This is a genomic window from Acidiferrimicrobium sp. IK (assembly GCF_025499425.1).
GTDB lineage: Bacteria > Actinomycetota > Acidimicrobiia > Acidimicrobiales > Palsa-688 > Acidiferrimicrobium.
Window position 1 is genome coordinate 314,147 of the sequence record NZ_JAIMCB010000002.1, and the last position, 11,938, is coordinate 326,084.

General features: G+C 73.4%; 11 protein-coding genes. 4 read left to right on the forward strand and 7 right to left on the reverse strand.

Translation table 11 applies throughout. From position 1 onward, the window contains the following. Positions 1-106 precede the first annotated feature (106 nt). The 4 genes from K6U06_RS04915 to K6U06_RS04930 form a co-directional block, all read right to left on the reverse strand. On the reverse strand, positions 107-925 hold the full coding sequence (locus K6U06_RS04915; RefSeq protein WP_262320788.1) for a lipoyl protein ligase domain-containing protein: 819 nt from the start codon (positions 923-925) through the stop codon (positions 107-109). After that, positions 922-1,434 (reverse strand): HNH endonuclease, encoded by a 513-nt coding sequence (locus tag K6U06_RS04920; protein ID WP_262320789.1) that lies wholly within the window; start codon positions 1,432-1,434, stop codon positions 922-924. The genes K6U06_RS04915 and K6U06_RS04920 overlap by 4 nt, the downstream gene beginning before the upstream one ends. A 127-nt stretch (positions 1,435-1,561) precedes the next feature. Then, positions 1,562-1,822: a hypothetical protein gene (locus K6U06_RS04925; protein ID WP_262320790.1), complete on the reverse strand. Its 261-nt coding sequence runs from the start codon at positions 1,820-1,822 to the stop codon at positions 1,562-1,564. Next, on the reverse strand, positions 1,819-2,736 hold the full coding sequence (locus K6U06_RS04930) for an ROK family protein (RefSeq protein WP_262320791.1): 918 nt from the start codon (positions 2,734-2,736) through the stop codon (positions 1,819-1,821). Before K6U06_RS04930 ends, K6U06_RS04925 begins: the two co-directional genes overlap by 4 nt. Positions 2,737-2,828: 92 nt before the next feature. On the opposite strand from K6U06_RS04930, the gene K6U06_RS04935 reads away from it, so the two are divergent. Genes K6U06_RS04935 through K6U06_RS04945 form a run of 3 tightly spaced genes read left to right on the forward strand, consistent with a single transcriptional unit; the run spans position 2,829 to position 7,468 of the window. Then, entirely contained in the window at positions 2,829-3,806 is a 978-nt protein-coding gene (locus K6U06_RS04935) for an AAA family ATPase (protein WP_262320792.1), read from the forward strand. Continuing rightward, positions 3,793-5,019 (forward strand): DUF58 domain-containing protein, encoded by a 1,227-nt coding sequence (locus K6U06_RS04940; RefSeq protein WP_262320793.1) that lies wholly within the window; start codon positions 3,793-3,795, stop codon positions 5,017-5,019. Before K6U06_RS04935 ends, K6U06_RS04940 begins: the two co-directional genes overlap by 14 nt. After that, positions 5,012-7,468 carry a DUF3488 and DUF4129 domain-containing transglutaminase family protein gene (locus K6U06_RS04945; RefSeq protein WP_262320794.1) on the forward strand — a complete coding sequence of 819 codons (2,457 nt, stop codon included), beginning with the start codon at positions 5,012-5,014 and terminating at the stop codon, positions 7,466-7,468. The genes K6U06_RS04940 and K6U06_RS04945 overlap by 8 nt, the downstream gene beginning before the upstream one ends. Positions 7,469-7,561: 93 nt before the next feature. Here K6U06_RS04945 and K6U06_RS04950 read toward each other — a convergent pair whose 3' ends face one another. From K6U06_RS04950 to K6U06_RS04960, 3 genes are all read right to left on the reverse strand, one after another. Next, entirely contained in the window at positions 7,562-8,017 is a 456-nt protein-coding gene (locus tag K6U06_RS04950) for a DUF3040 domain-containing protein (protein ID WP_316044687.1), read from the reverse strand. After that, entirely contained in the window at positions 7,995-9,332 is a 1,338-nt protein-coding gene (locus tag K6U06_RS04955; RefSeq protein WP_262320796.1) for a DNA polymerase IV, read from the reverse strand. The genes K6U06_RS04950 and K6U06_RS04955 overlap by 23 nt, the downstream gene beginning before the upstream one ends. A 115-nt stretch (positions 9,333-9,447) precedes the next feature. After that, positions 9,448-10,155 carry a PIG-L deacetylase family protein gene (locus tag K6U06_RS04960; RefSeq protein ID WP_262320797.1) on the reverse strand — a complete coding sequence of 236 codons (708 nt, stop codon included), beginning with the start codon at positions 10,153-10,155 and terminating at the stop codon, positions 9,448-9,450. 131 nt (positions 10,156-10,286) lie between these two features. On the opposite strand from K6U06_RS04960, the gene K6U06_RS04965 reads away from it, so the two are divergent. Beyond that, entirely contained in the window at positions 10,287-11,861 is a 1,575-nt protein-coding gene (locus K6U06_RS04965) for an adenylate/guanylate cyclase domain-containing protein (protein ID WP_262320798.1), read from the forward strand. The last annotated feature ends 77 nt before the right edge of the window (positions 11,862-11,938 follow it).

Consider the following 11,938-nt stretch of genomic DNA (forward strand, 5'->3'; position numbering starts at 1 on the left):
TGGCACCCCACGCCCGTCGGGCCCGGGACCTTCCCCGCCCGGCCCTCCGTCGGCCCCCGCCGCGGCGCCGTCGCCGGGCCCGGCGCCGGCCCGCGGGTGGCGGCGGTCAGCGCCCTGCGAGCCCCGCGACCAGCCCTTCCATGACCGCCGCGGCCACCTCGTTGCCTACGCCGGCAGCCGCCCCGGCCAGATCACCGACGGCGCGGGAGCGATCCTCGTCTCCTAGCGCCATGACGTCGAGGAGCTCCTCGGGCGCCCACCTGAGCAAGAGCGCGCACTGGAAAAGGGCCCCCGCCCGGGTCCGCCGCTGCGACAGACCGAGCACCTTGCGCCCCCTGACGGTCACCTCGCCTGGCCCGAGCCCGGCGAAGCACACCTGGCCCGACCACTCCGTGCGGACCAGGCTGCCGCGCCATGCCTGAACCCCGCGGCATCCTGCACCCCGCAGGGCGTCGGCCCACAGGTCGCCGATCCACCAGCCGGCACGCCCCACGTCGGGCACCCACAGCGGGTCACCGGCAGGCACCACGATGTCGACCCAGAGGACCTCGCCCGGCCCGACCATCACCGCCGCTCCGCCGCTGCGCCGACGGGTCCAGCCGAGGCCGGATCTGGCCAGCCGGCCGGCGTCGAGCGCGCTGTCGGGTTGGGTGCTGCCGAGCACCACGCACCGATCGGTCGCCTCGAGGATCCGCACCGAGCGCGACGCTCCGGGCGTGCCGACCAGGCTGGCCGAGCCGGCGTGAAGCGCCCCCGCATCCCCGCTCTGCGTGGACAGCGACCAGCTCCCTGCAGTGGTGATATCGGAACCCGGTGTCACCCCACCATCCTCCACGCCGCCAGCCTCCACCCCGCCAGCCTCCACGCTGCCAGCCTCCACCCGGTCGGCGGTCCCCTGGTCGCTTGTCACGCGCTCGGCCGTCACGCCGACAGGCTGGCGGAGATCCTCCCGAGGTACGGCTCCCAGTCGGGCCGGACGGTCCCGCTGGCGGCCAGGATCCAGGTCCGCTCCCGGGGCACCGACGGGGTTCGGCGCAGCTTCATGCCGCTGTCTTCGAGCATCCGGTCGCGCTTGGCGGTGTTGCAGGGCCGGCACGCGGCGACGACGTTGTCCCATGCGTGAGGGCCGCCCTTCGAGCGGGGGATGACGTGGTCGATGTTTTCGGCGGTAGCGCCGCAGTACTGGCACCGGTGGCCGTCGCGGGCGAACACCGCTCGCCGGTTGAGGGCGATGCGCGCCTGGTAGGGCACCTTGACGTAGTAGGTCAGGCGGACGACCGACGGCTCCGAGAAGCTGACCCGCTCGGCCCGGAACACCCGGTCGGTGGCATGCACCATCTCAGCCTTCGCATCGAGGACCAGTAGCAGGGCCCGTCGAGTGGACACGACGCAGAGCGGCTCGAAGGTGGCATTGAGCACGAGCGCCTGCGACATGACCGGGTGCTACCGCCTGGCCATCCGCGCCCGGCGGCCCCATGGCGCGCCGCGATGAGGTCGCCGGTACGTCGCCGGCCCCCGCCCGCCGAGCCCTGATGGTGGGGCCGCTCGCACGCCGCAAACGTTACCTCGCCCGGCCTGGCAGGCGGCGACACCATTCCAGGTAGCCCACCAGGTCCTCACCGCTCATCACCGCAGGCGCGCCGCTCGAGCCGTACATCGTCTCCATCCTGAAGCGCAGGTAGCCGGCGTCGGGCCACGGGCGCGGCGGCCACCGCCGCCACCATCCGGGCCGGGCCAGGCGCAGCCCGACGCGAGCAGCGGTCACCCACAGGTCGGGACGGCGCACCAAGGCCGCCGCGGCAGCCCCGCCGACGGGCGTCACGCGGCGCCCTCAGCAGCCGGGCCGGTGACAAAGCACGCGCTCCCGCCGACGGCGCCCAGCCGTCCCGCTCCCCGCCAACCGACGGCCGCCGCGCCGACGAGGGGGCCGTCCGTCCCGAGACCGCTGGCCTCGATGCGGCATCCGGCCGAGAACGACAGGCGGGCCCGGCGGTCGATCTCCTCCTGGGCGGCGTCGAGGAACTCCCTGCCGTATCCGAGCGCGACGGAGCCAGCAACCGTGGCCAGGCGCAGGTCGAGGAGGTTGGCGACCGAAGCGACCGCCCGCCCCACCATGGTTCCGGTCCGCCGGCGGATGTCGGGGCCGGCCACCGCAGCGGGCGCGCCGGTCATCGCCGCGATGCTGGTGCCCGACGCCTCGGCTTCCAGGCACCCCGCAGCGCCGCACGGGCAGGGCCGGCCGCCCGGCTCGACGATCACGTGGCCGATGTGCCCGGCGTTGCCGGCGGCGCCGTCGAGCAGACGCCCCTCGAGCACGATGCCCCCGCCCACCCCCGTGGACACGACCATGGAGAGAAAATTGGCCTCGCCGGCGGCTGCGCCTCTCCAACCCTCGGCCAGCGCCAGCGCCTTGGCGTCGTTGTCGACCCAGGTCGGCAACCCGGTGAGGCTCGCCACCCGAGCGCGCAGCGGGAACTCCCGCCAGCCGGCGATGTTCAAGGGCGACACCGTCTCCCCACCTCGGGCCATGGGGCCGCCGCAACCGACACCACAGAGCTCCGAGCCACCAGGCGCCCGGGTCAGCAGCCCGGCCAGGACTTCCCACACCTCCTCGGCGGGGGCGCCCTGAGGGGTGGCGGCCCGCTCTGACCACCCGATGCGCCCCTCGGTGTCCACGATCGCGACGGCCATCTTGGTCCCGCCGATGTCGACAGCCAGCGCGCTCGGCGATGCCATGGCCCGGAACCGTAGCGCCGCCGCCAGGCCGACCGGTCAAGAAGGATGCGACCGCTACGCTACGAGCCAGGCGTTCCCCGGGAGGGCTTTGCGTGGCGACACAACAGACGACGGGTGATGCCGCAATCGGTCGTTTCGCGACGCTCTTCGACGCGGTGGTCGCCAACGTCGCGCAGGTGATCCAGGGCAAGGAGGAAGCGACCAGGCTGGCGCTGGTCGCCATCGCCTCGGAGGGCCACCTACTGCTCGAGGATGTGCCCGGCGTCGGCAAGACCACCCTGGCCAAGGCGCTGGCCCGCTCCTTCGGGCTCGAATGGCGCCGGATCCAGTTCACGCCCGACCTGCTCCCCTCCGACGTCACCGGCGCCAGCGTGTGGGACCGCAACAGCGGCACCTTCACCTTCCGCCCCGGGGGCATCTTCGCCAACGTGGTGCTCGGCGACGAGATCAACCGGGCGTCCCCGAAAACCCAAGCCGCGCTGCTCGAGGCGATGGAGGAGCGCCAGGTCACCGTCGACGCGACGACCTACAAGCTTCCGGTGCCGTTCCTAGTGATCGCGACCCAGAACCCCGCCGAGCACGAAGGCACCTATCCGCTCCCGGAGAGCCAACTCGACCGCTTCTTGCTGCGGGTCAGGATGGGATATCCGGACCGGGGCGCGGAGATCGCCATGCTCGACCACCAGGCGCACGGCGTCAGCGTGGACGACTTGGAGCCCGTCGTCGCCCCCGACGCCGTGCCGACGATGGTGGCCCTGGCCAACCGCATCCATGTCGCGGCCCCGCTCAAGGGGTACATCGTCGATCTGGCCGCCGCGACCCGACGCCACCCGAGCCTGTCGCTTGGCATGTCGCCTCGAGCCGCGCTGGCCCTGCAGCGCGCCACCCGAGCCCTGGCCGCGTCGTCGGGGCGGGACTACGCCACACCCGACGACATCAAAAGCCTCATCGGCCCGGTCCTCGCCCACCGGATGGTGCTCTCACCAGACGCTGCGATCTCCGGCGCCCGGATGTCCGACATCCTCGCCGAAGTGCTCCGCTCGGTACCGGTCCCGAGTGGCCGGAGCTAGCAGCTCTCCGCTCACCAGGCGGGGCTGGGCGCTGATCGGCTGCTCGGTCCTGCTCATCGCCGTCGCCGCCCTTGTCGGCGTGCAGGAGCTCTACGCTCTGGCGGTAGCCGGGCTGGTCCTCGTGGCCGTGGCCGCCGCGTGGGTCCACGGGCGAACTTGGGACCTCACCACCGAGCGGGAACTGCACCCGTCGCGGGTGGCCGCCGGCGAGGTGGCACGAGTCGAGTTGATGGTCCGTAACCGGCTCCGGCAACGCTCGCCGGTCATCGCGGCGCGCGACCCCTTCGACGGTGGACGGCGAGCGGCCAGCTTCCTCGTGGCCCCTCTCGGTGCGGGCCACGCCGACCGAGCGGCCTACCGGCTCCCGACCGCCCAGCGCGGGGTGTTCACCCTCGGCCCGTTGGAGCTGGCGCTGAGCGACCCCTTCGGACTGGTGAGCCGGAGCCGGGCCGGGGCGCCCGCCTCGACGCTGACGGTGCATCCTCGAATCGACCGCGTCCGGACGCCGCCGGTGACCGCCGGCGCCGACCGGCGGGCCGGGGACGGGCGGGCTGTGCTCGGCATGCAAGGTGACGAGTTCTACGCGCTGCGCGACTACCGCACCGGCGACGACCTGCGCCGAGTCCACTGGGCGGCCACCGCCAAGGCCGACCAGCTGATGATCCGCCAAGACGAGAGCGCCAATCGGGGTCGCGTCACCGTGGCCGTCGACCTGCGGGCCGGGGCGTGGCAGCCCGCGGCGCTCGAGGTGGCGCTGTCCGCCGCGGCCAGCGTCGCCGCCGCTGCGTCGCGCGCCGGCATCGACGTGCGTCTGGTGCACACCGGGGGCGTCGACACCGGATTCGCCTCGCCGAAGCGCCGGGGCGCCATACTCGACGAGCTGGCCATCGCCTCCACCCACCGCGACAGCGGCGAGCCTCTGGCCCTGCAACTGCGGAGGCTGGGACTCGGCACCGACGCGGGGACCGTCGTCGCGTTCACCTCCGACGCTGCCAGCGACGCCGAACTGTCTGCCCTGGCCCGCACCGCAGGGCGTGGTCACCTCCTCAGTTTGGTCGTGGTCGAGCGCTACGTCCGCCGCTCGGGCCCCGCGCCGGTGCCGGCGATCGGACGGTCCGGGGTGTCGTTGGTCTGGGTGGCGGCGGGCACGCCGTTCGCTCCGGCCTGGGACCGGGCGCTTGGATCGACCAGGTCGGAGTGGTCGGGTGTCTGATCCGGCCCGCTGGCCGACCCAGGCCGCCGGCGCTCCCGGCGACGTGGCCACCCTGCCCCGGCCGCACCCGCTCGGGGCGGCCCCGCCTCCGGGACCGCCCGGACCCGGTTCCGGGCGGCCGCCGGGCTGGGCGTCGACGGCCGCGGGCGCGCCGGCGGCGACGCTGGCGCTGCTCGTGCTTACCCTGTCGGCGGCGGCCGGCTTCGGCCGGGTCTTCGCCGGGCGCGGCTGGCTGGCCCCGGTGCTGGTCACCGCGGTCGGCACCCATCTGGTGTGCTGGTCGACCCGGCGCAGCCGTCTGCGCCCCGCCGCCGCGGCGGTGGTCGACCTCGCGGCGCTGATCCTGCTCACGGTGTGGACCGTCATCCCTGCCTCCACCACCGTCGGCCTTCCCCTCGCCGGCACCTGGAGGGCGGCCAATCACGCGTTGACGCAGATGGAGAGCACCTTCACCGCCACCGTCGCGCCGGTGCCGACGTCCAAGGGGTTCCTCCTGTTGGCGGTCGCCGGCACCGGCCTGATGGCGGTCCTCGGCGACTGGCTGGCGCTGCGGGTCCGATCCGCCTTGGAGGGTGCAGCGCCGGCGGTCGCCCTCTTCGTCGTGTGCAGCGTCGTGGGCACCGCCCGGGGGCGGACGTGGGCGGTGGCGCTGATCGTAGCGGCGGTCCTCGTGTACCTCTTGGTGCACCGGGCGACGATCGGGCGCTCTGGCGCGGTGTGGTTCGGCAACCGCTCGGCGGGCGTCGCCGGCTGGACCCTGGCGGTCGGGGCTGGCGCAGCCCTCGCCGCGGTGGTCGCCACCCTCGTCGTTACCCCGGTCCTCCCCCACGCCAACGGGCACGGGCTGCTCGGTTGGAAGGGGGAAGGCCCCGGGTCGGGCAGCAGCAACCGTGAGGTGCCCAGCCCGATCGTGGACCTCCAGACCCGGCTGCTCCAGAAATCCGCCACCCCGGTGTTCACCGTGACCAGCCCGGTCCCCTCCTACTGGCGACTGACGTCCCTGGACGAGTTCAACGGGGTCCAGTGGCAGTCGACCGACTCCTACGTCGGCGTCGGCCACCAACTTCCCGGCGTCCAGCCGCCCACCCCCGCGACCCGGGCGGTCGACGAGGACTTCCACATCCAGAACCTCGACTCGATCTGGATGCCGACGGGCTTTACGCCCGAGGCGATCACCGGTGGTGGCCAGGTCAGCTGGGACCCGATCTCGGGCAGCCTCCTCGCGTCCAAGGCCACCTCCGACGGGCTGAGCTATCACCTCACGTCGCTGCAGTACCTCTCCACCATCACCGCGGCCCGCCTGTCAGACGCGCCGGTTCCGCCGCCCGACACCCTCACCCAGCACTACCTGCAGCTGCCTTCCAGCGTGCCGGCGACGGTCCGGGCGCTGGCGCTGTCCATCACCAGCAAGGCGACCAACGAGTACGCCAAGGCGCTGGCCCTGCAGAACTACTTCATCGACGACCCGGCGTTCAGCTACACCCTGGGACCGCCGAGCGACGGTTACGGGATAGACGCTTTGACGACGTTCCTGTTCGACACCAAGCAGGGTTACTGCCAGCAGTTCGCCGGCGCGTACGCAGTCATGGCCCGGGCGATCGGCCTGCCGACCAGGCTGGCAGTCGGGTTCACGACGGGGGATGCCATCGGACCCGACAGCTATCAGGTCCGCGACGCCGACGCCCACACATGGCCCGAGGTGTACTTCGGCAAGGCCATCGGCTGGCTTCCCTTCGAGCCCACCAAGGGCGGCGGGTTCGCCATCCCCGGGGCGACCGGCTACACCGGCGACACCGCCCGGGTCGATGTCGTGGCGCCTGGTGTCACCCCGACCACCGCGCCATCGCCGGCCGCCACCAGCGCTCCGCGTCCCGCCGGTCGAGCCCTCCCTCGCGACCTGTCCGCTCCCTCCACCACCGTTGCGGTGGCCCACCATGGATCGGCGGCGCCGATCCTGATCGGGATCGGCGCGGCGGTGGTCGCGGTCGCCGCCTGGATGGGGGTCAACGCGTTGGGCCGCCGGCTGCGTTGGCGGCGACGGCGGCGGGCTTCGGGGGCTGACCGGGTCCTGGCTGCATGGGCCGAGGCGTGCGAGCTGCTCGCCTGGTGGGGTTGCCGGCGACGGGCCGATGAGACCCCGGTCGAGTTCGCCCGCCGAGCCGGCCGGCAGCTGCGTCCGGTGCTCGGGGACCACTCCGCCCTCGCCCGTCTGCGGGATCTGGCCGGGCGGGCCAGCGCTGCGTCCTACAGCGTCGCCGAGCCCGGCGCCGAGGCGGTCGACGCGGCCGTCGAAGACGAGCGAGTAGTTCAGGAGCTGCTGGAGCTCGCCGCCCCCCGCTCGCGCCACATCGAGCGCCTGCTCGATCCCCGCCTGGCGTGGAGGGGGGCGCCGATCGACCCGGCGCCGTCGGTCGGCAGCCCGCCGGGTGTCGCCTACGACAGCTACTGACCAGCGAAGACAGCTACCGATCAGCGCCCCACAGCTACCGATCAGCGCCGACAGCTACCGACCGCGATCGATGGCGGTGGACCTGCTGGCCGGTCAGCGGCCGTCGTCACCGAAGCGGCGTCGCAGCCGCCGGCGGGTGTCCTCGAGGGACTCGCCCAGGTTGCGGGCCTTGATCGACTTGGACAGCTGCTCCCACCCGTGGCGGCTCATGCGCCGCAGGTTCTGGGTGAACCACACCGCGCTGGCCAGCATGATCGCGAAGCCGAAAACGGCCAGCACCCAGCTGGTGGCGAACGACGCCAGGAGGATGGCCAAGCCGAGCACGAAGCCGAGCGACGCCCAGCGCAGGTTGCCGGCCAGGTACCGAGGCAACGTCGTCGACCCGATCCGGCGTGCTGACTCAGGGTCCTGGGCGTAGAAACCCTGCTCCATCTGCCGAAGGATGCGCTGTTCGTCTTCAGAAAGCGGCACGGCTGAAACCCTCGCTTGTGTCTCCCGGTCGGTGGGTCCTCGTCCCGGTCCCAGACTACGGCAACGCGTCACGCTCACGCCGCCGCCCTCCGCTGCCCGGCCCGCCGTCCGCTCCGGGAGCGGCAGGTCCCCACTGCGTGTCGCCCTGCCGCTTGACCCGCAGGCCGCCGGGGCCGATGAGGGCGGCCGAGCCGACGCTGCGGGCGCCGAAGCGGCGGCGGACCTCGTCGACGGCGTCGGCCGCGGCGGCCCAACCGGCGCTGCGCTCGGCTTCGGGCCGCTCCGCCGGCGCGTCGAGGCGGAGCGTCAGCTGCTCCGCACTGGGAGCGCCGACCGGTCGCAGCGCCGATACCGAGACGCCGAGGAGACGCACGCCGGGACTGACATCTACGGCGTCGAGCAGCGCCGACGCGGCGCGCGCGACGTCGCGGCTGGCGTCGAGATCGTCGGGGCCGGTCCGGCTCCTCGTGATGGTCCGGAAGTCGCCGTAGCGGACCTTGACCGTCACGGTGCGCCCGGCGACCCCGGCGTCTCGCAGCCGGGCCGCGACCGCGTCGGACATGCGCAGCACCTCGGTGTGCAGCACGGCCGGGTCGAAGCGGTCGGTGGCATAGGTCTCCTCGTGACCGACCGATTTGACCGTCCGGTCGGGCTCCACCGGCCGGTCGTCGATGGCGTGGGCCAGGCGGTGAAGGTGGCGGCCGTGGGACCGTCCGACGGCGCCCTCGAGGGTTGCCAGCGGCACCGCCGCCAGCGATCCGACGGTGGAAAGTCCGAGCCGCCGCAGCCGGGCGGCGGTGGCCGGCCCGACGCCCCACAGAGCCTCGATCGGCAAAGGCTGGAGGAACGCCAGCTCTTGACCCTCCTCGATGACCACCACACCGGCGCCGGGCCGGGTACCCCCGTCGCTGACCACCGGCTTGGCTGCCTCCGAGGCCAGCTTGGCCAGGAACTTGGAGGGCGCCACCCCCACCGACGAGCTGAGCCCCAGCTCCGCGGTGATCCGGGCCCGCAGGTCGGCGGCGATCGACGGCGCCGGCCCGAACAGCGCCTCCGCGCCGCGGACGTCGAGGAACGCCTCGTCGAGGGCGATGCCCTCCACGAGGGGCGTCACGTCCGACAAGATGGCGTGAAGCCCCTCGCTAACCTCCCGGTAGCGGTCGAAGCGGCCGGGCAGGAACGTGGCGTGAGGGCACAGTGAGCGGGCCCGGGCGGTGGGCATCGCGGAGCGGATCCCGTAGACCCGAGCCTCGTAGCTGCAGGCCGCGACCACGCCCCGGGCGCCGGTGCCGCCGACGATCAGCGGGCGCCCGGCGAGGCTGGGATCGTCGAGGACTTCGACAGCCGCGTAGAAGGCGTCCATGTCCACGTGGATGATCGTGGGCCGGGCCACCGCGCCAGTGTGCCAGAGGGTTGCGACATTCCCGGCGGTCACCGTCTCGCCGACCGGTTGCCCAGCGGCGCGCTCACCCGCTCACAGCAGGATCGCGCTCAGAGCAGGTTTGCGCTCAGAGCAGGTCCACCCGCCGGAAGCTCTCGGCGTGGGTCACGCCGGCTTGGCGCCCCGCCTCCTCGGCTCGCTCGCCGACAACGGTGCGCAGCCACTCTCCCGGCTCGCCGGTCTGGCTGACATGGCAGCCGACGGCTTCGGCCTTGCGGTCCACGGTGGCGGAAATGTCGACCCACACGTCGGGGTGCAAGGTGCCCGACAACCAAAGCGAAGTGACCGCGTGGGCCGGCCCCGACCCGGGGAAGTAGTGCGGGTTGGCGGCCGCCGGCGCCACCGCGTCCAAAAGCGCCCACCCGACGGCCCGGTGGTCTCGATGGTTGACGTAGCTGGCGCCGAAGAACACCGCAGTCGGGTCGGGTCCCACCACCAGGTCGGGTCGGACCCGGCGGACCAGCTCGACCAGGCGGCCTCGCAGCTCTGGACCGTCGTCGAGCTCCCCGTCCAGGAACCCCAGCCAGTGGTGCTCCGCCACCCCGAGGACCCGCCCGGCGGCCGCCACCTCCTCGCGGCGGCGGACGACCAGCTCGGCGGGGTCGGTGGCCGGATCGGTCGAGCCCTTGTCCCCCTCGGCGCAGATGCACACCTCGATGCGGGCGCCCGCCGCGGCCCACGCCGCCAGCGTCCCGCCGGCGGACACGTCGGGGTCGTCGGGGTGGGCGTAGACCGCCAGGACCGTCGCCGGTACGGTGTGCTCGACGACAGGCATCGGTTGATCGTAGAGCGCCGACCGCTGGCCACGCCCCGCTCCCCCGCCGCAGTCGAGGTTCGGGCGGCGTTGGCCAAGTACCATTCGGCGCGTGCCGGACCCGACGCCTCGCTAGCGAACGACCGCTCACAGTGCGCGCCCCTGGGCTCCAGCGGATCCCGGGAGCCGCCGCGATCGACCGCGTGCTGCGCGATGTCGGAGCGCAGCGACGGCCGGCGGTGATCCTCAACCTGGTTCAGGTCGTGGTCAACGCGGTGCCCGGAGGGGCGCTGTTTTTTTATCTGCAGTTCCTCGACCCGGGCGTGAAGGGCGTACCGGACCCGGGGCGGGCCGGGGCGATCGTGGTGCGGGCGTTCCTGGCCATGCTGATCGTCGGCATCCCTCTAGGCGCCGGGCTCACCGCCCGCGCCCTTCGGCCGGTGACCGGGTGGCTGGGCACCGGGCGCTTGCCGACGCCCGAGGAGCGCCGAGCGGTGCTGGCCGAACCGGTGCGCAGCGCCGTCCAGTCCCTCGCCACCTGGCTGTCCGCGGCGGTGCTCTTCGGCGGTCTCGAGACCGCTCTCGGTTACCCCGGACGGCGGATCGTGCTGATCGTGAGCAGCGTCGCCTTGGCTGGCTTCGCGGCCTCCTCGCTCGGTGCTCTGGTCACCGAGCGGGTCCTGCGCCCGGTGACCGCCCGAGCCCTCGCCGGGCATCTTCCGCCCGGGTGGCGGGGAATCGGAGTGCTCCCGAGGGTCCTCCTGTCGTGGGCGTTCGGGTCGGGGGTCCCCCTCGTCAGCCTGCTCTTGGCGCCCGTCGACCAGCCGCACCGGACGCTGGCTTCGTTCGCCGCGCCGCTGGCGATGCTGACCGGTGCCGGTCTGCTGAGCGGCTTTTTGATCATCTCGGGAGCGGCGCGAGCAGTATCGGAGCCGCTGCAGTCCATCAGACAGGCTCTCCGCCGCGTTGAGGCCGGCGACCTCGACGTCGAGGTGCGGGTGGACGACAGCGGCGAGATCGGGCAGGTGCAGGCCGGGATCAACCAGATGGTCGCCGGGCTGCGCCAGCGCCGGCGGGTCGAGGACCTCTTCGGGCGCTACGTCGGCACCGAGGTCGCGGCGCACGCCCTCGCACAGGACCTGGAGCTGACCGGGGCCCGCACCGAGGCCAGCGTCGTGTTCGTGGACCTCGTCGGTTCGACGGCGATGGCCGCGACCATGCCCCCCGAGGAGGTAGTCCGGACCCTCAACGTGTACTTCACCGCGGTGGTTGGAGCGGTGGCCAGCGAGGGCGGCTGGGTCAACAAGTTCGAGGGGGACGGCGCGCTCTGCGTGTTCGGCCCCCCGGGCGGCGGAAGCGATCACGCGGCCCGGGCGCTGCGAGCCGCCTGCGGGATCGCCGCCGAGGTCGCCGCCGAGGCGGAGCGCCACCCCGGTCTGGTGGCGGCGATCGGCATCTCGTCGGGCACCGTCGTGGCCGGCAACATCGGCTCCCCGGAACGCTTCGAGTACACCGTCATCGGGGACCCGGTCAACGAGGCAGCCCGCCTCACCGACCTGGCCAAGCACCGGCCCACCCGGATGCTGGCCAGCCGCTCGGTGGTCGAGGCTGCGGGGGCCACCGGAGCCGGGTGGGTGGCGGCCGGGTCCCAGATCCTCCGGGGGCGCCCGACCCCGACCCATCTCTGCGAGCCGGCGTTTCCTGTCGGGCGGACCCACAGCAGCTGACCTGACCCGCCCAGCCTCGCTGCGCCGGCCTGGCAGCCGGCCTGGCAGCCGATGCGGCCAGCCGATGCCGGCAGCCG